Below are 24,975 nucleotides of genomic sequence, written 5' to 3'. Positions count from 1 at the left end.
TCACCTCAATAAGGATCGACTGCATCGCGCAGTCCGTCGCCGAGCGCATTGAAGGCGAAGACGGTGACGAGCACGAAGCCGACGGGGGAGAGAATCCAGGGATAGGAGCCGATAACCGAATAAGTCGCCGTATCCTGCAGCATCAGCCCCCAGGAAATCAGCGGCGGCTTGACCGCAAAGCCGAGGAAACCGAGGAAGGATTCGAGTAGCACGACGCTCGGAATGGCGAGCGTCACCGCCACGATGACGTGGCTCATCACGTTCGGAAAGATATGCTGCAGGATGATGCGCCGGTCGGTGGCGCCGACGGCCATCGCCGCCCGGACATAATCGATGCGGGCAAGCGCCAATGTCTTGCCGCGCACCTCGCGCGACATCTGCGCCCAGCCGAGCGCCGACATGACGATAATGACGAAGGCGAGGAAGACATTGGTCGGCGCTGTCACCGGGATCAGCGAGGTCAGCGCCAGATAAAGCGGCAATTGCGGGAAGGCGAGCACCAGTTCGACGAAGCGCTGCAGCCAGACGTCGAAGGTGCCGCCAAAATAACCCGACACCATGCCGACAGTGGTGCCGATGAGGGTGACGATGAAAACGACGGTCAGCGCGATCGTCAGCGAGATCCGCGAGCCGATAATGGCGCGCGACAGCACGTCGCGGCCGAACTTGTCGGTGCCGAGGAAATGCACCGGCTGGCCGTCGGTCGAACCGAAGAAATGGCGGTCGGCCGGAATGAGGCCGAGCAGCTTATATTCGGCGCCCTTGACGAAGAAGCCGAGCAGCCGCGGATTGTCGTAATCCATGCCGACGATCGGCTGGAAGGTGACCGGGTCGAGCTCCTCTGAATCCGACAGCGCATAGACGCGCGGCTGGAAGACGAAATTGCCGTCCTTGTCGTGGAAGCTCATCACCTGCGGCGGTGCGAAGCCGACATCGGTCGCCTTCGGGTCCATCGGCGCAAAGAAATCGGCAAAGATCGCCATGATCAGCAGCAGCCCGACGAGTATCAGCCCGGCCATGCCGGTCCAGGAGCGCCGCAGCCGGCGCCAGACGAGCGCCAGATAGCTCTCGCTGCCATGCGATGGCTTCTTGATCGCGGGTTCGGTTGTCGGCGGGGTGTCGGACGAGTCGAAAGCAAGCATCTCAGGCTCCTCCGAATTGGCGCACGCGCGGATCGAGCAAAGCGAGCAGCATGTCGGCGATGATATTGCCGACGATCAGCGTCGCCGACAGCACCATCATGAAGGTGGCGGTGACATAGACGTCGCCGACCGCCATCGAGCCGACGATCGCCGGGCCGACGGTCGGCAGCGCGAAGATGATGGCGGTTTCGATCTCGCCGGTCAGCATATAAGGCAGCACCACACCCTGGTACATGACAAGCGGATGCAGCGCGTTCGGCACGGCATGGCGCATCACCACCGCTGCGCCAGTGAGCCCCTTGGCCTTGGCCGTCTCGACATATTGGGCATTCAGCGTATCGAGCAGATTGCCGCGCATGACGCGCATATTGTAGGCGAGCCCGCCGAAGGTCGCGATCGCCACGACCGGCCAGACATGGTGAACGAGATCGACGAATTTCCCCCAGGACCAGGGCGCGCCGCCATATTGCGGCGAGAAGAAACTGCCGATTTCGGACACGTTGAACTGGAAGACCAGGAGATAGACGATGATCAGCGCCATCAGGAAGCGCGGCACCGTCATGCCGAGGAAGGAAATTCCCGAAAGCGCGCTGTCGATCCAGCTGTATTGGCGGGTCGCCGCCCAGATGCCGAAGCCGATGCCGAGCACCGAGGCGAAGATGTGGCAGACGAGCGCCAGAAGCAGGGTCCGCGGCAAACGCTCACCGACGACGTCGGCAACCGGCTTGTTGTAGAACATGCTGTAGCCGAAATCGCCGCGCGTCACGATGCCGCCGATCCAGTTGACGTATTGGACGACCATCGGCTTGTCGAGGCCGTGCTCGACCCGGTAGGCCTGGGCCTGGGCTTCGGCCTGGGCGTAGGAGGCGCCGCCCTGATTGATCAGCTGCGATCTTATATAATCGGCATAGTCGCCAGGCGGGGCCTGGATGATCGCGAAAGTCACCACGCTCAGAATGAAGAGAACGGGGATCGCGGAGGCTATGCGCACGAGCAGGAATCGTAACATCGGACGGTTCGCTTACCTTGCCGCCAGTCGCTCCTTGTCGGCGCGGCCGGCTTTGTTGGTCACATCAGGCCGCGCGCCACGCGCGGCCTGAATCTCTTTTTCAGCTGGGAGGGAACTCTCCAGCGTCGCATCTTCAGATGCGACGCGCTTTGGTTCTTTGTTTCCTGATGACAGGCATCAGTTGATCGGGCCCTTGTCGCCGGGCTTGCCGGGCAGCTGCGCTGGGAACAGCTCGTATTTGCCCTGCTTGTCGGCAGCCACCCACAGGCGTTCGCGGATCACCGAATCTTCAGCCCAGTTGAACATCATGATCGGCGTCCCCTGCGGCACGTTCGAGAAGCGCTTGTTGACGATCAGCGCGCCGGGATATTCGGTCAGACCGACGGTGTTGACGTGCTCGGTCGAGATCTTCTGATACTGCTTCATCAGGCTGACGCGGTCGTCGTTGTCCTGGCTCGTCCTGAACTTGTTGACGACGTCGACAAGCTCATTTTCGAACGGCATCAGATCGAGCTGGTCATCCTTGCCGGCGCGATGGTGCCAGCTGGTGCGGGGACCAACAGGGGCAAGCTGCTCGGTATTCTGCACCACCGACGACAGCTCCGTCGTGTTGCGCTGGATCAGCCAGTCGAAGCGGCCGGCATAATGGGCGTCGTCACGCTTGGCGCCGTCGAGCGCGTTGATGACGATCTTCAGGCCGAGCTTCTCCATCTGGCCGACGACACCTTCTGCAAGGCTCTTATCGGTCGTGTACTGATTGTTGATCAGCATGACGATTTCGACATCCTTGCCGCCCGCCGTGCCGGCCGGGAAGTTCACGATGCCGTTGCCATCCGTATCCTTGAGGCCTGCCTTGGCGAGTTCCGCCTTGGCGCCCTTCAGATCGAAGGGATAGTAGACGGTGGAGTTGCGGTCGTAGAAGCTGGTGCCGGAGGAAAGCCCGCCCGGGTAGATCGCCGTGAACGGTCCCTTGACCAGCGAGTCGCCGATCGCCTTGCGATCGAGCGCCATGGTGACGGCCTTGCGGAAATCCTCATTGCGGTTCAGCTCGCGGATCGCCTGGCCGCGCTCGTCCGGGTTGCCCCAGCCGTTGGCGGAGAAGTTCATGCGCAGGTTATAGCCGATCAGGCGCGGACCGAAGGCCAGCCGGGCCGGCGCGGTCTTTTCCGCAGCGCGCTTCAGCGAGGCGACGAAGTTTTCCGGCTGCTCGAGGTTGGAGAAATCGGCGGAGCCTGCCACGGCCTGAACGTCGCGGTCGGCCCAGGTCGAGAGCTTGTAGTGCAGCTCGTTGAGATAAGGCAGCTGATTGCCCTTCTCGTCCACCTTCCAGTAGTAGGGGTTGCGGCGCATGACGATGATGTCGTCGGAACGATATTCCACCGGCACCCAGGCGCCCATGACAGGCATGTTCATGAACTCCGGCGGGAAGGCGTTCTTGAACTGGTCGTAGGTGTTCTTCGAATATTTCGGATGCTGGGGCTTCAGGATATGCGACGGTCCCGGGCAGAAGTTCGGGTAGGACATCGTGTAGAGATATTGCTTCGGGAAGGCCTCCTTGAAGGTCCATTCCACCGTATAGTCGTCGATCTTCTTCAGCGTCGTGCCGACACCGAATGCCTCAGGCGAGGCACCGCCGCCGAGCGGCGAGACGTTCGGGTCGACGACTTCGTCGTCCCAGTAGAACATGATGTCGTCGGCATTGAACGGCGCGCCGTCAGACCATTTGGCGCCTTCTACCAGGTGCATGGTCAGCTTGTGGCCGTCTTCCGACCAATCCCAGCTCTTGGCGAGGTTCGGCAGCGGCTCGGTGTCCTTGGCTTCGACCTGGAACAGCGGCGCGGTGCGCGTCAGGCATTCGGACAGGCCGATATCGATGCCGCCCCAACCCTGCGTCTGGCCGGCGCCGTAGTTCCAACCTTCCGGCCGGCCGCCGATGACGTGGCGCATCGTATCGCCGTAGACGCCGATGCCGTCGGGCATATTGCCCGTCTTGAAGACCATCGGCTCCTTCGGCAGACGGTCCTTCACCGGCGGCAGCTTGCCGGCGGCGACGAAATTCTTCGTGACCCAGTCGGGCTCGTGATATTCGGGCAGCGCCTTGAACTCCAGGATGGAGTCGCGCGCCACATATTTGATCTTGCCTTCGGCCGGGAATGCCGGCGGCACCGGCGGCACGGTTGCCTCGGAGGCATATGCATTCAGCGCCAGGACCGAGACGCCGAGCGCCAGTCCTGCCAGAATGCCAAGGTTACGGAATTTCATCATCGTTTCTCCCTCTTGTTCCGGAGCGCGGATCACACGGGCTCCTTTTTCCTCGAACGATATGAAGTCGGGGCCGGCGGCCCATGGATTTCCCTCCCGGAAACCCATGACGACCCCTCCTTCACGAAAATCAGACGGCCTGTTTCAGCGCCGCCTTTTCCGCGCGCAGCTCTTCGATCGAGCGAACGTTGCGGCGCGCAGCGCCCGCCCAGTCGCGGGTCTGCACCTTGGATTTCGACAGCCGCTCCTTGGCGGCCGGCACGGCATCGGCATATTGCGGCAGCCAGCGCGCCTGGGCAACGACCATTTCGTCGACCATCTGCCAGACTTCCTCGGGCGTCGCCACGGCTCCAACAAGCGGATCGTGCAGCACGGCAAGCTTCAGAAGGTCGATGTCGCCCGAGATGGCGGCATGCACCGACATGCGCTGGACGTTGATCGAGGCAATGCAGGTGGCGGCACAGGCTTCCGGCAGGGTGACGCCGGAGACCATGTTGATGCCGAAGCGGTCGACGAAGCCCGGCGATTCGATGATCGCATCGGACGGCAGGTTGGCGATGACGCCATTGTTCTTGACGTTGAAATGGCCGCGATAGACCCGGTTCGTCTCCAGCGCCTCGAGGATATGGCTCGCATGTTCGTTCGAGCGCTTGGCCGGATCGATCGGCTTAGCAGCGGATTCCAGGAATTGCGGGAATTCCGTCTCGAACCAGTTGCGGGTTTCGGTGGAGTGGCGGAGGTAACCGCCGGTCTCGCCGTGGATCCAGTCGGACATGTCGATCCAGCGGGTGATTTCCTCCGGCCGCTTGCGGTACCAGGGCAGGTATTCCGAAAGATGGCCGTTGCTTTCGGTGGAATAGACGCCGAAACGCTTCAGCACATCGATGCGCAGCTTCTCCTGCTGCGAATAGACCGGATGCGCCTCGAAGGCGGCAACCAGTTCGTCCTTGCCGATCTTGCGGCCGTTGAGACGCAGGTCAATGAACCAGGTCTGGTGGTTGATGCCGGAGCAGACATAGTCGAGCTCGCTGAGCGACTTGGCGCCGAGCACCTCGGCGATCTGTTCGGCGCCGTGCTGGACGCCGTGGCAGAGGCCGACGGTATCGACCTTGCCGTATTCGATCGCCGCCCAGGTGTTCATCGCCATTGGATTGGCATAGTTCAGGAACTTGGCACCGGGCTCGGCAACCTCCCTGATATCCTTGCAGAAGTCGAGGATGACGGGGATGTTGCGCTGGCCGTAGAGGATGCCGCCGGCGCAGATCGTATCGCCGACACACTGATCGATGCCGTATTTCAGCGGGATGCGAATATCGTCGGCATAGGCTTCGAGGCCGCCGACCCTGACGCAGCTGATGATGTAACGCGCGCCGGTCAGCGCCTGGCGCCGGTCGGTCGTCGCCGTCACCTTGGTCGGCAATCCGTTCGCTTCGACGATCCGGTCGAGGATCGCCTTGATCATCTCCAGATTATGTTCGCTGAGATCGGTCAGCGCGAATTCGACGTCGCGAAACTCCGGAACACACAAAATATCGGTGAACAGCTTCTTGGTGAAACCGACGCTGCCTGCACCGATAATAGCGATTTTGAAACTCATGATCTTCACCTCGACCCAATCGAATGCTACAGAAAAGATGGCCATGGAGGATCAGGCCGCATGCTGGCACATGGGGCTGAAAAAGCCGAAAAACTGCCTGTTTTCCTCCCGGCCGCTCTTTCGACCGTCGTCTCTTCTCTGTTTGTCGAGCGGGATTATGCCCGAAATCGGCAGAGCGACCAGAGAAGGATTATGCTTTCAGGGGTAATTTTGTGCTGCAGAATTTGATTGCCAACGGACAGTCGATGAGGACGGTTTCGCTGCCTCGCGGCCGGCAGCGATTGCATGCCATGCCGACGAGCTCCGGCTATGAAGTGCGCGAGAACGAGCCCTATGACTGGGATGGCCGAAGGCGCGGCCAGACGCCCTTCACCGTGCTGCAGCACACGATCAGCGGCACGGGCCGGCTGCGCTATCAGAATCGCAATTATCGGCTTCAGGGCGGCGACACTCTGTTGGTGCTCGTCCCGCACAATCATCGCTATTGGCTGGAGAAGGGCGACCGCTGGGAATATTTCTGGATTTCGATGAACGGTGAGGAGACGCTGCGCATTCATCAGCTGGTGCTGTCCACCGCAGGCCCGGTGCTGAAACTGCAGCCCTCGACCATCGATCATCTCGCCGACTGCAGCCTGCGCCTCGTCACCGGCGCGACCTCCCCGGGTGCCGCCTCGGCGATTGCCTATGAAGCGGCAATGGCGCTTTACGACGACGTCTTCGGCTCGCCGGCCTTTGCCGCCGAGCTCAGCCTGATGCAGCCGGTAATCGACCATATCAACGCCAATCTCGAAAAGCCGCTGCCGGTCAGCGAACTCGCCGGCATTGTCGGTCTCAGCCGCGCGCATTTCTCGCGCAGCTTCGCCGAAAGCGAGGGCATGCCGCCGGCGGAATTCGTGCTGCAGCAGCGCCTGCAGCGCGCCGTCAAACTTTTGACCAAGGCCGACTTTCTGCCGGTCAAGGAAGTCGCCATCATGTGCGGCTTCGACGATCCGAACTATTTCTCCAAGGTTTTCCGCCGGGTCTACGGCACCAACCCGACGGAATTTCGCACGACCGGCATGTATGCCAGCATCGGCAAGCTGAGATAGCTCGGCTATTTCAGGCCCGCACCTCGAAGACCATGTTGAACGGCGTTTCGGTGGCGCGGCGGAAATGCTTGAAGCCGGCGTCGAGCGCCACCTTGCGCAGTTTCATTTCTCCGGCCTGGGCGCCAAGCCCGAGGCCCACCTCCTGGGAGAGCGATGCCGGCGTGCAGATCATCGTCGATGCGCCGTAATAGACCCGTCCCACCGGATTGAGATTGTCCTTGAGATGGTCATGGGCAAAGGGCTCGACGATCAGCCAGGTGCCGTTCGGGGCAAGCGTTTCCCTGACATGCCGGCCGGCGCCGACCGGATCGCCCATGTCGTGCAGGCAGTCGAACATGGCGACCATATCATAGCTGCGCCCTGGAAATTCGGCCGCCTTGCCCTGCTCGAAAGTGACACGATCGGCGACGCCAGCCTCTTTTGCGGCGGCCTTTGCTCTTTCGATCGAGGGCCCGTGATAATCGAAACCGGTGAAATGCGAGGCGGGATAAGCCTGCGCCATCAGGATGGTCGACGCGCCGTGACCGCAGCCGACATCGGCGACGTTGGCGCCGGATTTGAGCTTTTCTTCGACGCCTGCGAGAGCCGGTATCCATTCGTTCACCAGATGGCTGTTGTAGCCCGGGCGGAAGAACCGCTCGGTTCCGCGGAAGAGACAGGTGCTGTGCTCGTGCCAACCGAGACCCTTGCCGGTGCGGAAGGCATCGGCGACCTTGGCCTCGTCCATCCACATGGATTGCACGACCTCGAAGGCCCCGACGAAGAAGGCCGGGCTGTTTTCCTCGGCAAACACCATCGCCTGTTCCGCCGTCAGGCTGAAACGATCGGTTTTTTCATCGTAAACGACATAATCCGCAGCCGCCTGGGCGCTCAGCCATTCCCTGAGGTAACGCTCCTTCACCCCGGTCTTTGCGGCAAGCTGCTCAACGGTCAGCGGCGTGCCATCGGCCATCGCCTTGAAGATCCCCACCTTATCGCCAAGCACGACCAGGGCACCTGACATGGCGGCGCCGACATCGCCGACAAGACGGCCGACCAGCGCATCGAGTTTCTGCATATCCGGCTCACGCATTGTTACCTCCCCGTGACAAAGGCGGTTAGATTAGGCTTTAATAATATTCAGTCAATCAACCTCCCCTATCGCCCAATAAGGGTAGAGCAATTGGCCCTATTCCGCGTCGGCGGACATGCGCTTGTCTTCTTCACCGCTGGTCACATCTTTATATTGCTGACCGAGCAGGTCCTGATTTCTCCGAAACCACGGAAATGCTCTCCCCCTTCGTTCAATGTCAGGTGATTGTTTTGTGCCTATCTCCAGCTCAATGCCGGGCCGCGCGTGCCCTCGTCGGATGGTCTGAGGATGACTTGTCATCAGCTGCGAAAATCGCCAAACAGACGATTGCCGATTTCGAGGCCGGGACGCTTTCCCCGTCCGAGCGAATCCTGCAGGATATGAAGCGGAGCTTGGAGGATGCGGGTGTGCTTTTCATTGCGGAGGACGGCGGCGGTGCCGGCGTTCGCCTTGTGAAAGGCGCCAATGCCTCCATCGACACGAACGAAACCGAGACGGTTCAATACGAAGAACATCTCAAAAACGACGCCCCTCCAGGCGCTGGCGGCTGAATGGCAAAGAAGCAAAAGCTTGAACACTCCGAACTGGCCGGGGAATTTTCCGATGACGGCGTGACGGTGCTTGTCGATATCTTTCGAACCTCAGGCAGCAATGAAGACTGGACGATGGAAGTCGTCACGCAAGGCGAGGACCTGATCCGCTGGGACGAGCCGTTTGCGACCGACCGGGATGCCTTCGACGAATTCCTGGCCGTGGTGGCGCGGGACGGCATTCGATCCTTCCTCGACGACGACGAACCTTCCGTGCATTGAGGAATCCCCGTGAAAAGCATCAATGATCTCATCGCATCGGCGAAAACCGTCTGCGACCGATACCGGGCCGGGCGGATGGAACGGGAAACCGTGCGCGAATGGGTTCTCGGCCTCGGCGCCTATCCGGCGCCGCATGGAGACCGGGTGCGCGAAGCCGTGGAATGGTTCCGCCTGCACAATCGCGAGCCTGTTTCGGAAGAGATCGTGCTCGTCGATATCGACCGGCTCAAGGCGATTTCAGCGCCGTGAACCCACGACGTTTGCATCGTCCTGGAATTATCCAGCCTCGATCCCGGCTGGCGCAATCACGCCGATCCTCGGCGGCGTAGGACCAATGACGGTCGCCAGCGTGATGCATAATGCCCTCGTCGCAAGTCGAGGGCGGCTGGCAAAACTTTAGTTCGTCCGATCAGTAGAAGGAACAGCACGTGGCAGCATTTCCGGAAAAGGCAAAGGTCGTCATCATCGGCCTCGGCGGTATCGTCGGCGCCTCCATCGCGCATCATCTCGTCGAGCGCGGATGGGACGATATCGTCGGCATCGATAAGTCGGGCATACCGACCGATATCGGCTCGACAGCCCATGCCTCGGACTTCTGTTACACCACGAGCCACGACTATCTCTCTGTCTGGACCACGCAATATTCAATCGATTTCTACGAGAAGATGGGCCATTACGCCCGCATCGGCGGCCTCGAAGTGGCGCGCACCGGCGACGATGCCTGGATGGAAGAAATCAAGCGCAAGCTTTCCTCGGCACGCGCCTTCGGCACGCGCGCCCATTATGTCAGCCCTTCCGAAATCAAGGAGAAGTTCCCGCTGATCGAGGAAGATCAGGTGATGGGCGGCCTTTACGACCCGGATGCCGGCCTCGTCATTCCGCGCTCGCAGACCGTTGCCGGCAAGCTCGTCGATGCCGCCGAAAAGGCGGGCAAGCTGCAGGTCTTCGGCAACACGCCGGCGAAGTCGCTGATCGTCGAAGGCGGCCGCATCAAGGGCGTCGTCACCCATCGCGGTACCATCATGGCCGACCATGTCATCGTCTGCGCCGGCCTCTGGGGCCGCCTGATCGCCGAGATGGTCGGCGAAGACCTGCCCGTCATGCCTGTCGACCACCCGCTCACCTTCTTCGGTCCCTATAACGAGTTTGAAGGCACCGGCAAGGAAATCGGCTTTCCGCTGCTGCGCGACCAGGGCAACTCCGCCTATATGCGCGATACCGGCGACCCGGCGACGACCGAGGGCGGTCAGATCGAGTGGGGCTATTACGAGGCCACCAATCCGCGCATGTGCCATCCGCGCGATATTCTCGAAAAGCACGAAGCCCGCCTTTCGCCCTCGCAGCGCGACCTCGAGATGGAACAGATTATCGAGCCGCTCGAGCGCGCCATGGAACTGACGCCGATCCTCGGCGAACTCGGCTATAACGAAGGCCACTCCTTCAACGGCCTGCTGCAGGTTTCCGCCAGCGGCGGCGCATCCTGCGGCGAGAGCCAGAAGGTGCGCGGTCTCTGGTATTGCGTTGCCATCTGGGTCAAGGATGGCCCGGGTTACGGCAAGCTGATCGCCGACTGGATGACCGACGGCCGGACTGAAATCGATCACAACAGCATCGATTATGCCCGCTTCTATCCGCATCAGCTGACGGAAGAGTTCATCGAAGGCCGCTGCTACGAAGCCGCCCAGAAGATCTATTTCCCGGCCGTTCATACCCGCGAACCCTACCTATCCGGCCGCAACGCCAAACGCTCGCCTTTCTACGAGCGCGAAAAGGAGCTTGGCGGCTATTTCATGGAACTCGGCGGCTGGGAGCGTGCGCACGGCTATGCCGCCAACGAGCACCTTCTGGAGAAATATGCCGACCGCGTCCCGGTTCGTGAGAACGAATGGGACAGCCGCCATTTCTGGCGGGTGTCGAATGCCGAGCATCTGGCGATGAGCGAGGATTGCGGCATCGTCAATCTCAGCCATTTCCACATGGTCGATATCGAGGGGCCTGACCATGTCGAGCTGATGGAATGGCTGTGCGCCGCCAAGGTCGGCGGCGATGCCAACATCGGCAAGGGCGTTTACACCCACTTCCTCGACGACGAAGGCATGGTGCGCGCCGACTTCACCGTCTTCCGCATGGCCGACCGTTGCCGTCTCGTCAACGGCGCCGATGCCGGCCCGCGCGACCTGCACTATATGAAGCGCGTCGCCGAAGACCGCGGCCTTGATGTGACCGTCACCGACGTCTCGGAAAAATTCGTGACGATCGGCATCTGGGGGCCGAATGCGCGCGACACGCTGAAGAAGGTTGTGGCCGATCCGGCCGGGCTCGATCAGGAAAACTTCGCCTTTGCGGCGATCAAGCCGATCGAAATCGCCGGAAAGCCCGTCACCGCCTTCCGCATCTCCTATGTCGGCGAGCAGGGCTGGGAACTGCACATGAAGTACGAAGACGGCCTCGCCGTCTGGGATGCGCTGCGTTCGACCGGTGTGATGGCCTTCGGCGTCGAGACCTATGCAAACTCGCGCCGCATGGAAAAGAGCCTGCGCCTGCAGAACGCCGACCTTTTGACCCAGTACAACCTGATCGAAGCCGATCTCGCCCGTCCGAAGGTCAAGGAAGCCGATTTCCGCGGCAAGGAAAAACATCTGGAATACAAGGCGCGTGAGCACCAGCCGGCCATGCTCTGCACGCTTGTCATGACCGAAAATACCGACAAATCGGGCGTGAAGCGTTATCCGCTCGGCAACCTGCCGGTTGTCGATCCCGCCACCGGAGAGGTTCTGGTCGACGAGCTTGGCCGCCGGTCCTACACGACCTCGATCGCCTACGGCCCGACGGTCGGCAAGAACATTGCTCTGGCCTATTTGCCCTGGTCGCATTGCCAGGTCGGACGCAAGCTGAACGTCGAGTATTTTGCCGAGACCTATCCGGTGGAGGTTGTCGGCGTCGGCTACAAGCCGATCTATGACCCGGAAAATCTGAAGCCGCGCACCTAAGCGCTCGTAGCCAAGATACACCGTTCAAACTGCTGCAGCGCCGCGCGTCTAAATCGACGCGGGGCGCTGCAAGCGTTCCAGCACTTGTGATGCGGCAAGGATGAGATGCCACGAACACGAGGTTGATCGTCCGCGCAGATCTGACGGGGCTTTTAGCGGCGAAACGGCAGACACTTCATCACGACTGAAGGCGCCACGATGAACCGCGGCAATATGAGCTCGCTGGTCACGCAGATCCCGTTTCCGGCGCGCTGGCGCTATTTTACGGTTGCCTCGCGGTCGGATTGGAAGAAAGGATGCGGCGAAGCCACCATTCGAATGGGATAGCGAGGATTTGTTGACCGAAGACCGCTCACATTTTCCGGCACCGTGCTCTGGCGGGTGGACAGTCGATGCTTGATAATCTTACCTGGTCCGGAGTGCTTGCCGATCCTGTCGTCCAAGCCGGGACGCTGGCGGTGGCTGGCGCAGTGATCACCCGAATAGCGCTTCGGCCCTTCCCGAGCTGGAGACTCGCAGGGCAGGTGTTCTTCTTCGCGGCGCTCAGCGTGCTGCTGCTTTATCACGACATCGTGCCCTACGAGGTCGGTCCGACGACGGCTTCGACCTTCGAACGCGTCTTCATCGCCCTTGCCAAGGTTGTCTGGTGGATCAATGCCGCCTGGGCGCTGATCGCCTTCGTGCGCGTCTTCCTGATCTTCGAGCGCCAACCGCGCGAAGGTCGCCTCGTCCAGGATCTGGTCATCGGGCTGATCTATCTCGGCGCGATCCTCTCGGTGGTCGCCTATGTCTTCAGCTTTCCCGTCGGCACGCTGATCGCCACGTCTGGCGTCCTTGCCGTCATTCTCGGCCTGGCGATGCAGAGCACCCTGAGCGACGTCTTTTCCGGCATCGCGCTCAATCTCGGCCGGCCCTACGCGATCGGCGACTGGATCGTGCTGAATGACGGCGTCGAAGGCAGTGTCGTCGAAACCAATTGGCGCTCGACCCATCTGCTAAACGGATCGAACGACCTCGTCGTCTTGCCGAACAGCTTTCTCGCCAAGGTCGGACTGACCAACCTCAGCAGTCCTGACCGCAGTCACGGCGCGACACTGACGGTCCGCGTCGTGCCAACGATCGGCCCGTCTGCGATCATCGAAGTCATGCGCGCCGTGCTCTTGAGCAGCGGCTCGATCCTGACCGAGCCGAAACCCGGCGTGCAGATCAAATCGCTGACATCGGACGCAATCGAGGTGGAGCTCTCCTTCCGCGTCAGGGATATCGGCCAGGCGGGGCTCGCGAAGAACGAAATATTCGACCTGATCTACCGCCATGTCAAAGCCGCTGGTCTCACCTTGGCGCGACCGCTCGACGCCGCCGGCTTACCGCCCGAGCAGTTGCAGCCGGAGGAGATGGCAAAGCCGCACCGGCCGACGCCGCTCAAGCTTCTCGACGCCGTCCCGCTGTTTTTCTCGCTGACCGAGGACGAGAAGGAAACCCTCGCATCCTCAATGACACGGCGGACCTACAAGAAGGATTCCGTTCTCATCGATCAGGGCGATACGGTTGCGTCGCTGATGATCGTGCGTACCGGCGCGCTCGTCGCGACACGGCAGGAAGGCCACAAGCAAGTCGAACTCGGCCGGCTGGCGCCAGGCGATTATCTCGGCGAAAGCGGACTGCTGATCGGCATTGGCGAGGCGGCGAGCCTGCGCGCGCTCACCTTCGTCGTCGTCTACGAAATCGCTCAGGCAAGCCTGGCGCCGCTGCTACACGACCGACCCGCCATTGCAGAAGAGCTGGCCGCCATCCTCTCGCGCCGGATCGAGACCGGCCAGCATTCCTTCGCGGCCGAGGGCGCCGCGCTGAACGGCGGCTCGGTTGGCTCGCTGGTGACACGTATCCGCCACCTGTTCAAGGTACCGCAATAGGCCTCGCGCTATCCGCCGTCGCCGTTTGCGATCGTGTGGGCATCATCTGGTGCGCGGCTCGGGACGAACCGTTTCGAGATCAGCCAGCAGCCGAGCGCCCACAGCGCACCGGCACACCATCCGGCGAAAACGTCCGTCGGATAATGGACGCCGAGATAGATCCTGCTGAGCCCGATGATCACAGCCAGGAAGACCCCGGCGCCCATGACGAAGATCCGCGTCGAGGGGTATCGCTGCGTGCGCGCCAGCAACGCGCCGAGGGTTAGATAGGTCACCGCCGAGACCATGGCGTGTCCGGAGGGAAAGCTGAGATCGCTGACCTCGACGAGATGCGGCACGATATCGGGACGCGGCCGTGCGACCAGGATCTTCAGGAGCGTGCTCGCCAGCCAGCCCGTCAGCACCGAGGAAAAAACGAAGATCGCGATCGGCCAGCGCCGGTCGAGCAGAAGGTAGACGGTGACGAGAACGGTCATCAGCGTCAGCACGGTGACGCCGCCGAGACTGGTGATGTCGCCGACGGCATGGGTCAGCCAGGCGGGGCCGACCGGCACGCCAAGCTCGCCCGGGCGCCGCAGCGCCAGCAGGATCGCCTCGTCGAAGCGGAACGTCTCCCCTTCCAGGACCTCGCTCGTCAATCGCTGGAGCACGAACAGTCCTCCTGCGACGGATGCCAGCATAATGAGCGTCAACGGCTCATAGGCGGTAAGCCTTGTTACAAAACCTCGTCGTTGAACATCAGTCATGCGTGCCGTCGAGCTCCTTTTACTCATCTCGGTCTTCGCGAAATCGTCAATGCAAACTCAGGATTCAAGCCCAGCTGCGTTCAACGATGCTCCTCAAGCGGGTCTCTACGCCTGGCGGGGCCGCCGTGCATAGTTCATCGACACCATTGAGATAGGGAAGCGCATTGATCCGGTCGAGTCCTGATAAGGACTGTGGGAGCTGGGTCGGCAAGACGCGGTACTGCCGCACACCATCAAGCGGCGATCGAACAAACCGTCGTCCTTCGACAGCGCAACGTCTACAGCTTCGATCAGCTCACAATCCCAAAGCCTTGTTGATAGCCGCAATGAGCGTGGCTCCGGAAAATTGCTTCTGCAGATAGGCAACGCAGCCCACCTTTTCTGCCTCCGCCTTTACCGAAGCGGTTTCCAACGCCGTGATGAAAATCACCGGAAGGTTTGTCCCCTCGGCCTTCAACCTGCGTTGGAGATCGATGCCCGACATGCCACCGAGGTCGATATCAAGGACAAGGCAGTGTATCGCCGTTTTGCGCTCGCGAGCGAGAAAGGCCTCGGCGGATGCATATTCCTCGGCCAGAAAACCGTAGGCGTTGAGAAGTCGCCCGAGGCTGCGCCGCAGGCTTGCGTCATCATCGACGACAGCGACCGTGCGGGGAAGGTTCTCCACCTCATGCCCCCTCCTCTTTCGAACACATGAGAGATTAACGGTTCCTGGCCAAATTAGGCCAGTTGGAGGTCGATTGATATTGCCCTAAGGGGAAGGAGGATCCGATCACCCCGCCGGGGATTCCGTATCCTGGTCGATGAGACCGATATTCGCCGCGATCGACACCGCCTCGGCCAGCGAGCTTACGCCAAGCTTTTCCATGACCTGATGGCGATGCACCTTCACCGTCCGCTCCGAGATGCCGAGCGCATAAGCGATCTGCTTGTTGAGACGCCCGCGAATGAACAACCGGAACACTTCGGCTTCGCGCGGACTAAGCTCCGCCACCAGCGCTCGCTGGGCCTGAAGGCGATCGTGTCCGGCCCGCTGTCTTTCATATTGGATGAGAGCTCGATCGATCGCCTCCATCAATGCCGCCGCGCTCGAACTCTTCTCCAAAAAATCCCTGGCGCCCGCCTTCATCGCCTCGACGCTTGTCTTGATGTCTCCTTCCCCCGTCAGGAATACGACCGGCAATAGCGGCGCCAACTCGCACAGGCGGCGTTGGATCTGCAGGCCGGACTGGCCAGGCATCTGGAGGTCGAGAAGTACGCAGCCCGGCTCGCAGGCGGAAAAGCGGGCGAGAAACTGGTCTCCGGACTCGTAGGCTTCGACCTTGAGACCATGTGCGGAAAGCAGCCTCGCGGTTGCCGTCCGGTAGGACTTGTCGTCATCGACGATATGAATGACAGGTTTCATCTCGATCGTTCCTCCGCGTGGGCGAGAGGCAGGATCATGCGAAAGACTGCCCCGCCTTCGGGGCGGTTGTCGGCGCAGATAGTGCCGCCATAGGTCTCTACGATGGCGCGGGCTATGGAAAGACCCAGCCCGGTCCCCGCCTGCTTGGTGGTGTAGAACGGTTCGAAGATGCGGATCAGTCTCTCCGCGGGAATGCCGTCTCCCGTGTCGGAGACCCGGAGCTCCACCTTCTCGTTCGCCAGGCCTGTTGCAAAAGTGAGCGTTCTCCCGGCCGGGACGGCCTCCAGCATGGCATCCATCGCGTTGGTCGCCAGGTTGAGGATGACCTGCTGCACATGAACTTTGTCGGCACGCACCGGCAGCTCACCGGGCAGTTGGTTTGATGTCAGTGTAATTCCGCGTCGTTCTGCCTCGCCGTGAATGATGTGGATTGCGCTCGACGTGACATCGTTCAGGTCGAACTCCTGCCAATCGATCTCGCTTCTTTTCTTGAGCAGTCCTCTCATTCGGCTGATGATATCGCCTGCGCGCTGATCGTCCTCCTGGATATCGAGAAGAATCTGCTGGATTAGCTCGTGATCGGGGCTCTCGCTTCGAAGCAGCACCGACGCTGCCTCGGCATTGTTGCGGATGGCCGAGAGGGGCTGGTTCAGTTCGTGAGCGATCGACGAGGACAACGCCCCGGCCGTCGCGGACTGGTTGAGATGGACGGCTTCGAGCAAGTGCAAGCGCGAACTGCGCTCGGCGTCGCGGCGCCGCCTCCGCTCGAGCAGGAGCACCGAGATGATGGTGGCCTGTGCCAGCACGAGGCCGCTCCCCGCCACCAACACGACCCAGTGTTCCTGCCAGACACTCCTCTCCCTGTGCATCTGGACAGTGCCCGGCGGCAGATCCTTTTCGGCAAGCCCCCATCGCTGGAGTTGCCGCGCATCGGCGAGATATGTCTGGGGCGCTTCGATATCCGACACCGTCTTACCAGCAATTGCATCGATGACGAGGTCGCCGACGGTCCGGCCCAGGGCTTCGAATGTGACGGTGTTGCCACCGACGACGCCATAGTCGATGTAGGTCTGATAGGGTCCGTAGACAGGCGCGCTGGCGGTCGCTGCGATCTGCCTGATGGCATCGCGCGGAATGAAATTGCGCCCTGCCCTGTCCGTGAAGACCGTCAATGCCAGAATGATGCTGTCGGACGGCACACGCGATGCCCGCTCGACGAACTCGTCGATCGTCAGATCTTCCAGATAGGTCGTCTCGTAGGACTTCGAGAACTCCCTAAGAGCCGCACGGGCCGTCGTCAGCCAGCCGCGGTCGAAGTCGGACGAACCGCCAACAATGTAGAGATGGCGCGCATCGGGCTGCAGGCTGCGGGCCATCTCGGCCGTCTTCAGAATATCGAATGTCGCGAAGGCTCCGACTACGTCATCCGGCAAGTCTATCTTCTCGGCCGTGGCAGTGCCGAAACCGGCGGCGACGATCTTTGCGCCAGGAGCGATCATGCTGCGGTTCGCGGTTACGAAGCTCGCCGATTCCTTGCCGAGGGCCACAACAACGTCCGGGCGGCGCGCCGCGTATTTCTCGCCGAGATATCGTGCCATGCGCGGGACATGGCCACCTTCCGGAAACCGCGACAGATCCAGGAACTCTGAAAACAGGTCGATCTTGCCGTTTGTCGCCTCCAGCAAGCGGCTCCGCAGCGCCTCCCCGGCAGCGGTCGTCGCCGCGATCCTCTCATCATAGGGATAAAGGACGAGGACGCGGGGAACTCGGTCGATGATGGCAAACGAGGTGTCGGAGGATGCGGCTTGACCACCGGACGCATCCAGGGCTGCCACCGCCAACAACAAGGCGGTCCAGCATAATCGACCTGACCATTCGCCCAAGCCCATCCGCTTTCCCCCAAAGCCGGGCGACAATAACAGCTTCCCGCTGCGGCGTCATCTACGCATTACTACTGCCGATTGCCACCGCATCAAGAGATTCCCTAAAGTACAATATCGGGCGAAGGCAGCATTCGTTAGAATTCAGCGGGCCGGGGCAGAGATGCGGCCGGCTTAGCAACTCGCCGGAGGCAGTTCCGGCAGGATCTTAATTTTTCAAAGCAGTCTAGTTGAATCGACGCATGCAATCGCAGCCTTTGCCGCGAGCGGCTCCGTCATTCAAGAACGCCAACGGAGGGATTTGAAATGAACAGCAGAATCCTTATCCGCTGCATGGGAGCACTGGCTACATCCACCGTTCTCTGGTGCGCAGCCTCGCCCCTGCAAGCGCAGGACTCCCAACGAAAACCCAACATCCTGTTCATCGTCTCGGATGATACCGGCTACGGCGATCTCGGGCCTTACGGCGGAGGTGAGGGCCGCGGGATGCCGACCCCGAACATCGACAAGCTGGCCGACGAAGGTATGACCTTTTTTTCCTTCTACGCCCAGCCGAGCTGCACGCCTGGCCGCGCCGCCATGCAGACGGGACGCATTCCCAATCGCAGCGGCATGACGACGGTCGCCTTTCAAGGCCAGGGTGGCGGATTGCCTGCAGCGGAATGGACGCTCGCCTCCGTGCTGAAGCGCGGTGGCTATCACACCTATTTCACCGGTAAATGGCACCTTGGCGAGGCGGACTATGCATTGCCGATCGCGCAGGGCTACGACGAAATGAAGTATGTCGGCCTCTATCACCTCAATGCCTACACCTATGCCGATCCGACCTGGTTCCCGGACATGGATGCGGAAACCCGCGCTCTGTTCCAGAAAGTGACGACGGGCTCGCTGTCCGGCAAGGCCGGAGGCGAGGTAAAGGAGGACTTCAAGATCAACGGCCAGTATGTCGATACGCCGGTGATCGACGGCAAGGAAGGCGTTGTCGGCATTCCGTTCTTCGACGGCTATGTCGAGAAAGCGGCGCTGGGCTTTCTTGATGAAGCCGCAAAGGCACCGGATCAGCCTTTCTTCATCAACGTCAATTTCATGAAAGTGCACCAGCCGAACATGCCAGCCCCGGAGTTCCAGGGCAAATCGATCTCGAAGAGCAAGTATGCGGACTCCGTCGTGGAGCTGGATACACGCATCGGCAGGATCATGGACAAGCTGCGTGAGACCGGCATGGACAGAAATACGCTGGTTTTTTACACGACCGATAACGGCGCTTGGCAAGACGTCTATCCGGACGCTGGCTACACGCCATTCCGTGGTACAAAAGGCACGGTGCGCGAAGGCGGCAACCGTGTTCCCGCGATCGCTGTCTGGCCCGGCAAGATCAAACATGACGTGAAAAATCACGACATCGTCGGCGGTCTCGATCTAATGGCGACCTTTGCCGCAGCCGGCGGCGTGCCGCTGCCCACAAAGGACCGCGAAGATAAACCGATTATCTTCGATAGTTACGACATGACACCGATCCTGCTGGGGACGGGAAAATCGGCCCGCAAAAACTGGTTCTACTTTACCGAAAACGAACTGACGCCGGGTGCTGCCCGCGTCGGCAACTACAAGGCCGTGTTTAACCTGCGCGGTGACAATGGGCAGGCCACGGGCGGTCTGGCTGTTGATACCAATCTTGGCTGGAAGGGTGCCCAGTCCTATGTCGCCATCGTGCCCCAGGTGTTCGATCTGCTGCAGGATCCGCAAGAACGCTACGACGTCTTCATGAACAACTATACCGAACATACCTGGACATTGGTCTCCATCTCTGCAGCGATCAAGGACCTCATGAAAACCTATGTCGAGTACCCCCCGCGCAAGCTGCAGAGCATGGGTTACGACGGTCCGATCGAACTCTCCAAGTATCAGATGTTGGAGTCGGTTCGTGAGCAACTGGGCAAGGAGGGGGTCAATATCACGCCTCCGACCGGAAACTAGGTCCGTGACAGCCCCGGAGGGATCCGGGGCTGCCGTATATACACTCCCAGTTCAAGATTGCTGCACGTTGTCGGTGGAGGCTTCGCGATGATTTCGGCCCGTAATTTCCTGCATTTTTCCCGAGGTGTCGCGCTCGCCGCCGCAGTATGCTTTTTTGCCGCGACGTTGGCGGTTGCCCAAACGGACGCGTTGCCTTCGTGGAATGACACGGCACCGAAGCAAGCGATAATCTCCTTCGTCGAAAAGGTGACAAAACCGGATTCAGCCGACTTCGTTCCGGAAGCGGAGCGTATCGCCGTGTTCGACAATGATGGAACCCTGTGGGTCGAACATCCGATCTATACGCAACTCGCGTTCGCCCTGGACCGAGTGAAGTCGCTTGCTCCGCAACATCCGGAATGGAAGGAAACGCAGCCGTTCAAGGCAGTGCTCGAAGGCGATATGAAGGCGCTCGCGGCGTCCGGCGAAAAGGGCCTTGTGGAGCTCATCATGACGACGCATGCCGGAATGACCACCAGCGACTTTCAGAAGATCGTGATCGATTGGTTGGCTTCGGCACGCGACCCTAAATTCAAGCGGCCATACACCGAACTCGTCTACCAGCCGATGATCGAGCTTCTCGCCTATCTCCGCGCCAACGGCTTCAAGACCTTCATCGTTTCAGGCGGCGGCGTCGAGCTCATGCGTCCCTGGGCGGAAAAGGTCTACGGCATCCCACCGGAGCAGGTCGTCGGTTCGTCGATCAAGACCGAGTTCAGGATGGAGGACGACACGCCGACCCTCTTTCGGCTTCCTGAAGTCAATTTCATCGATGACAAGGCCGGCAAACCCGTCGGGATCAACCAGCAGATCGGCCGGCGGCCGATTGCCGCCTTCGGCAATTCCGACGGAGATCTCCAAATGCTGCAATGGACGACCATGGCCGGCGGGCCTGCCAGGCTCGGCGTGCTAATCCATCATACAGATGCGGCGCGCGAATACGCCTACGACCGCGATACCGAATTCGGCCGCCTCGACAAGGCGCTCGATGCGGCCGCGATCACCGGCTGGACCGTCGTCGATATGAAGGCCGACTGGAAGCAGGTGTTCAAGGACTAGGACTGCGCCTCACGCCAGAGGTTTGAACCATGGCGACCCCGACCTTCTAAAACGTCAACAAGGAGCGATTGAGTGGCAGCATCTGTTCGGTCAGCAGCGGTGAGAGGAATAGCTGTCCTGCTTTTCCTGTTGCTCGCGCCTGCCGGGCGCAGCCTTGCCACTGACGACATCTCGACATCCGGGGCCGACCCGCGAATAGCGATCCACGAGGGTTTCGTGGACGAAGGGACGTGCGCATCCTGCCACGCCGATCAGGCCGCGGCATTTTCGAACTCCCACCATGCAAAGGCCATGGCGCTTGCCAAAGACGAAACAGTGCGCGGCGATTTCAACAATAGCAGCGTTGAACATGACGGCGTCGTCACGACCTTCACGCGCCGCGACGGCCGCTTCTTCGTCAGCACCGAGGGTGCGGACGGCGGCCATGCCGAGTTCGAGGTCAAATATACCTTTGCCTACAACCCCTTGCAGCAGTATCTCGTCGACATCGGAGGCGGACGGCTGCAGGCTCTCGACATCGCCTGGGATACGGCCAGACGACAGTGGTTCTGGCTCGGCGACAGCACCCCGGCAATACCGGGTTCGACCTATCATTGGACAGGTCCCTTCTATCGCTGGAACCGCACCTGCATCGATTGTCATTCGACCGATCCCCAGGCGAATTTTCAACCGCAGACCAACGAATACAAGTCGACCTACGTCGCCACCGGCATCGGTTGTCAGTCCTGTCATGGCCCGGGCGCCAAGCACGTTGCTTCCGCGCAATCCGCCAACGCATCATCCTCGGTCAAGCCGGATACAGCTCTGCCGAAAGTCGATGCAGGCATTTGTTTTGCCTGCCATGCCAGGCGCACCAGGCTGCTGGACGGCTATCAGCCGGGAAAGCCGTTTCTCGACTATTTCTCCCCCGCCCTGCTCCGACAGGATCTTTATTTCCCGGACGGGCAGATACTCGACGAGGTCTTCGAATATGGTTCGTTTCAGCAAAGCAAGATGGCAAGGGCGGGCGTGACCTGTCTCGACTGTCATCGGCCGCACGATGCTGGCCTGAAGGCCGAGGGCAATGCACTATGCACGCAATGCCACACCGCAACGAAGCCGGAACGTTTCGTCAACCAGGACCCGAGCGGCCTGTTCGACACTCCCGCGCACACCCGCCACCAGGCTGGCTCGATCGGAGCGCAATGCGCCAACTGCCACATGCCGGAACGCGCCTACATGAAGGTCGATCCGCGCCGAGATCACTCCTTCGTCATCCCCCGGCCCGACCTGTCGGCGACCCTCGGAACGCCGAATGCGTGCACGACCTGTCATGTCGGCAGAACCGATGATTGGGCAGCCGAGACGATGGACGGATGGTACGGAACGCAATGGCGCAAACGCCCGTCGAGCGCCCATGCCTTTGCCGGAGCTGCGAATGGCGATCAGACCGCAGTTGAGGCTCTGCGTGCGCTTGTCAGTGACCATGGTCAGGCAGGAATTGTCAGGGGAAGCGCCATCGTCGCACTGAGTGGGACTGGCGGCATGGACGTCACCGCCGCCATACGAACGGCCGCAGCCGATACAGATCCGCTCGTCAGGCTCGGTGCTGCGGAAGCGGCAGGCAACATTGCGCCGGAGCAGAGGCTGGAGGCGATCGGCAATCTGGTGGACGATGCAACGCGTGCGGTGCGGGTTGCGGCCGCCAATGCACTCGCCGGCACCCCTCCCGACCTTTTCGGCAATCGGCGAACCCATTTCGAAGCCGCTGTCGCCGACCTTCGCGCCTATGTCGAAACGAATGGCGACGTCGCGGAGACACAAAGCAACTTTGGCTTCTTCCTGTTCGCCCAACAGCATACGGTCGAGGCCGAAGCCGCCTTTCGACGGGCGATTTCGCTCGACCCGACACTGGAGGCAATGCGCATCAATCTCGCCGAGTTCTACCGCGCCACCGGCCGAAACGACAAGTCGGAGCAGACTTATGCCGAAGCGATCCGGATCGCGCCCGAACGCGCGGGTCTGCGTTACGGACATGCGCTATCCCTGGTGCGCAAGCAGGCATTGACCGAAGCGATAGTGGAACTCGAAGAAGCGGTGCGGCTTGATCCGCAAAGCTCCCGCTACAAGACGACCTTTGCCGTCGCGCTCGATTCCGCTGGCCGGACGGAAGAGGCACTAGGCAGACTCGATGTTTGGGCGGCGGGCGGGGGCGCCGACATCGTGGGCCTGGCACTCCAATACAGTCTCAAGCTTCGACGCTTGCCACAGGCGCTGGAACACGCGGAAGATCTGGCGCGACTGAGGCCCCAGGATCAGCAGATTTCGGACCTCATTGGGCAGTTGAAGCAAGCAATCAACGGAAAATAGGTATTCAAGCTTGTCCAAATCTACTTCTCGCTGCACAGTGCTGACTCGGGAAAGCAGTGCCGAGGCGACAAACGAGATCGGGGGATTCTCATGAAAGCCATATACTTGCGTGCCATTCTGTTGTTGGCGGGGATCTCCGCTGCGTCGGTCGGCAACGCCGCCGATATAACGCCGCTTACGCCGGAAGCAAAAACAGTCGAGAGCCAGAGCGGCTGGGAATTCACCTTCGCTCCCTATTTCTGGGCTGCCGGCATATCCGGCGATATTGGGCAGTTTGGGCTTCCGGAAGTTCATATCGACCCGGATTTCGGCGATATCCTCAAAAACCTCGACTTCGCTTTCATGGCGGCTGGGGAAGCAAGGTACGATCGCTTCAGCATCGTTGGTGACGTGATCTACACCAAGCTCGGTGCCGACGCCGACACCCCTGCCGGCATCCTTGCCGACAACGTCGATGTGACATCGAAGACCTTCGCGGGATTTCTTGGCGTCGGTTACGCCGTGCTCGAAGACCAAAATGGCCATCTGGACGTGGTCGGCGGCATGAAGGTCTGGTCGGTCGAAACCGAGATCTCCTTCAATGGCGGCATCCTGGCCGGAGTGGATGTCGAAGACAGCGCGACATGGGTCGATGCCGTCGCTGGCGTCAGAGGAAACTACTTCTTCACGCCTGAAATCTATCTTACGGGATGGGGTCTGGTGGGTGCCGGCGGCGCCGATCTCGACTGGGACGTAGCGTTGGGCCTCGGCTACAAGTTCAACAACAGCATCTCGGCGGTCGCCGGGTATCGTGCACTGGGCGTCAATTACGACAATGACGGCTTCGTCTTCGACGTTGTCCAGCAAGGGCCGATCTTCGGAGTCGCCATCCGGTTCTGACGCCGGACTGACGAACTTCGTACTGCTAGCGATTATCCTTCAGTGTGCTTCTGGCGTTCTTCGGGAGCGGGAATGACGACGCCCAGGACGCACCAGTTGCGACTGCGTTGTTGTACGCGAAAAGTCGCGCGACGCTTTGGTAGCAAAAGCTCAACCTTCTTTTGCTACCGCTGGAGCCGATTGTCCTGGAGAAGATTTCCGCGATGAAAATTCTGACCGCGATGGTTCTGATGGCATCCGTCCTGCAGCCGGTCGCAGCCTTCGGCGAGACCGAATGGATGGGCGGTGCGCGGCAATGGTCGGTCGGCTTTGCGAACGAGAGCCCTGCCTATTGCCGGCTGCTGTGGGACAGCGAACTCGGCAAGACAATGGAATTCCGTCAGAGCGCCACCGAGACCTTCTGGCTGGTGACCAAGACCAGCTGGGACATTCCGGCCGGCACCACGACAGAGGTGACGCTGACCGATCGCAACGTGACGAAAGTGGTTGCCGCCGAATTCTTCGACAAGACGACGCTTCGCCTCTGGCCACCGGCGAGCAAAGGAAACGGCGGACTGAAGAAGATCATCAAGAATTCCTTTTCAGGAACCCCTGACGTGCAACTGACCTTTGCCGGCGACGAAGGCGACTGGACGCTGCCGCTCTCGCGGGTGGACCAGCTCTATCCAACCTATCGCCAGTGCCTCAAGCGGCTGGAAGCCGGCGGAAAGCCGAAGCAGGATTCCGACACCAGCAAGCCATTCTGACGGTCTGCAC

At 60.8% G+C, this 24,975-nt stretch carries 20 protein-coding genes; 11 read left to right on the top strand and 9 right to left on the bottom strand.

From position 1 onward, the window contains the following. Positions 1-5: 5 nt before the first annotated feature. The 4 genes from ATY29_RS36240 to ATY29_RS36225 all read right to left on the bottom strand — a co-directional run bounded on the left by ATY29_RS36240 (position 6) and on the right by ATY29_RS36225 (position 6,010). Positions 6-1,142, bottom strand: coding sequence for an ABC transporter permease (locus ATY29_RS36240; protein WP_003563335.1), 1,137 nt, complete (start codon positions 1,140-1,142; stop codon positions 6-8). A gap of 1 nt (position 1,143) precedes the next feature. Further along, positions 1,144-2,151 (bottom strand): ABC transporter permease, encoded by a 1,008-nt coding sequence (locus tag ATY29_RS36235; protein ID WP_003563337.1) that lies wholly within the window; start codon positions 2,149-2,151, stop codon positions 1,144-1,146. A gap of 177 nt (positions 2,152-2,328) precedes the next feature. After that, on the bottom strand, positions 2,329-4,416 hold the full coding sequence (locus ATY29_RS36230) for an ABC transporter substrate-binding protein (protein ID WP_097534468.1): 2,088 nt from the start codon (positions 4,414-4,416) through the stop codon (positions 2,329-2,331). Positions 4,417-4,543: 127 nt separating this feature from the next. Further along, positions 4,544-6,010 carry an alpha-glucosidase/alpha-galactosidase gene (locus ATY29_RS36225; RefSeq protein ID WP_025418988.1) on the bottom strand — a complete coding sequence of 489 codons (1,467 nt, stop codon included), beginning with the start codon at positions 6,008-6,010 and terminating at the stop codon, positions 4,544-4,546. Between the two features lie 245 nt (positions 6,011-6,255). Between ATY29_RS36225 and ATY29_RS36220 the strand changes: the two genes are divergently transcribed. Continuing rightward, positions 6,256-7,098 carry an AraC family transcriptional regulator gene (locus ATY29_RS36220; RefSeq protein ID WP_003563343.1) on the top strand — a complete coding sequence of 281 codons (843 nt, stop codon included), beginning with the start codon at positions 6,256-6,258 and terminating at the stop codon, positions 7,096-7,098. A 10-nt stretch (positions 7,099-7,108) separates the two neighbouring features. On the opposite strand, the gene ATY29_RS36215 is transcribed toward ATY29_RS36220, so the two are convergent. Continuing rightward, positions 7,109-8,170: a class I SAM-dependent methyltransferase gene (locus ATY29_RS36215; RefSeq protein WP_025418989.1), complete on the bottom strand. Its 1,062-nt coding sequence runs from the start codon at positions 8,168-8,170 to the stop codon at positions 7,109-7,111. 230 nt (positions 8,171-8,400) lie between these two features. On the opposite strand from ATY29_RS36215, the gene ATY29_RS36210 reads away from it, so the two are divergent. The 5 genes from ATY29_RS36210 (at position 8,401) to ATY29_RS36185 (ending at position 13,885) form a co-directional block, all read left to right on the top strand. Then, the gene (locus ATY29_RS36210) at positions 8,401-8,721 is read left to right on the top strand and encodes a helix-turn-helix domain-containing protein (protein WP_097534466.1); all 321 of its coding nucleotides are present in this window, start codon (positions 8,401-8,403) and stop codon (positions 8,719-8,721) included. Continuing rightward, positions 8,722-8,982: a hypothetical protein gene (locus ATY29_RS36205; protein ID WP_003563348.1), complete on the top strand. Its 261-nt coding sequence runs from the start codon at positions 8,722-8,724 to the stop codon at positions 8,980-8,982. A 9-nt stretch (positions 8,983-8,991) separates the two neighbouring features. Then, on the top strand, positions 8,992-9,231 hold the full coding sequence (locus tag ATY29_RS36200; RefSeq protein WP_025418990.1) for a hypothetical protein: 240 nt from the start codon (positions 8,992-8,994) through the stop codon (positions 9,229-9,231). Between the two features lie 179 nt (positions 9,232-9,410). Then, complete coding sequence (locus tag ATY29_RS36190) at positions 9,411-11,972, top strand: GcvT family protein (RefSeq protein ID WP_097534448.1); 2,562 nt, start codon at positions 9,411-9,413, stop codon at positions 11,970-11,972. 392 nt (positions 11,973-12,364) lie between these two features. After that, on the top strand, positions 12,365-13,885 hold the full coding sequence (locus ATY29_RS36185; RefSeq protein ID WP_097534447.1) for a mechanosensitive ion channel family protein: 1,521 nt from the start codon (positions 12,365-12,367) through the stop codon (positions 13,883-13,885). Between the two features lie 8 nt (positions 13,886-13,893). On the opposite strand, the gene ATY29_RS36180 is transcribed toward ATY29_RS36185, so the two are convergent. From ATY29_RS36180 to ATY29_RS36165, 4 genes are all read right to left on the bottom strand, one after another. Next, on the bottom strand, positions 13,894-14,631 hold the full coding sequence (locus ATY29_RS36180) for a phosphatase PAP2 family protein (protein WP_097534446.1): 738 nt from the start codon (positions 14,629-14,631) through the stop codon (positions 13,894-13,896). A 295-nt stretch (positions 14,632-14,926) separates the two neighbouring features. Continuing rightward, positions 14,927-15,298, bottom strand: coding sequence for a response regulator transcription factor (locus ATY29_RS36175; protein WP_003563360.1), 372 nt, complete (start codon positions 15,296-15,298; stop codon positions 14,927-14,929). Between the two features lie 105 nt (positions 15,299-15,403). Beyond that, on the bottom strand, positions 15,404-16,036 hold the full coding sequence (locus ATY29_RS36170; protein ID WP_003563362.1) for a response regulator transcription factor: 633 nt from the start codon (positions 16,034-16,036) through the stop codon (positions 15,404-15,406). Then, positions 16,033-17,925, bottom strand: a complete 1,893-nt coding sequence (locus ATY29_RS36165) for a sensor histidine kinase (protein WP_003563364.1) — start codon at positions 17,923-17,925, stop codon at positions 16,033-16,035. Before ATY29_RS36165 ends, ATY29_RS36170 begins: the two co-directional genes overlap by 4 nt. Positions 17,926-18,222: 297 nt before the next feature. Here ATY29_RS36165 and ATY29_RS36160 point away from each other — a divergent pair, with 297 nt between their 5' ends. From ATY29_RS36160 to ATY29_RS36140, 5 genes are all read left to right on the top strand, one after another. Beyond that, the gene (locus ATY29_RS36160; protein WP_003563365.1) at positions 18,223-19,893 is read left to right on the top strand and encodes an arylsulfatase; all 1,671 of its coding nucleotides are present in this window, start codon (positions 18,223-18,225) and stop codon (positions 19,891-19,893) included. Positions 19,894-19,980: 87 nt separating this feature from the next. Then, positions 19,981-20,991: an HAD family hydrolase gene (locus ATY29_RS36155; protein ID WP_097534445.1), complete on the top strand. Its 1,011-nt coding sequence runs from the start codon at positions 19,981-19,983 to the stop codon at positions 20,989-20,991. A gap of 72 nt (positions 20,992-21,063) precedes the next feature. After that, positions 21,064-23,340 (top strand): tetratricopeptide repeat protein, encoded by a 2,277-nt coding sequence (locus tag ATY29_RS36150; RefSeq protein WP_097534444.1) that lies wholly within the window; start codon positions 21,064-21,066, stop codon positions 23,338-23,340. 90 nt (positions 23,341-23,430) lie between these two features. Then, positions 23,431-24,219 carry a DUF481 domain-containing protein gene (locus tag ATY29_RS36145; RefSeq protein ID WP_003563371.1) on the top strand — a complete coding sequence of 263 codons (789 nt, stop codon included), beginning with the start codon at positions 23,431-23,433 and terminating at the stop codon, positions 24,217-24,219. Between the two features lie 203 nt (positions 24,220-24,422). Then, a complete protein-coding gene (locus tag ATY29_RS36140) occupies positions 24,423-24,965 on the top strand; it encodes a hypothetical protein (RefSeq protein WP_025418997.1) in 543 nt (180 codons plus the stop codon). Positions 24,966-24,975 lie beyond the last annotated feature (10 nt).

It is taken from the genome of Rhizobium hidalgonense, assembly GCF_002914525.1.
GTDB lineage: Bacteria > Pseudomonadota > Alphaproteobacteria > Rhizobiales > Rhizobiaceae > Rhizobium > Rhizobium hidalgonense.
This window is presented reverse-complemented; position numbering and strand designations above follow the sequence as displayed.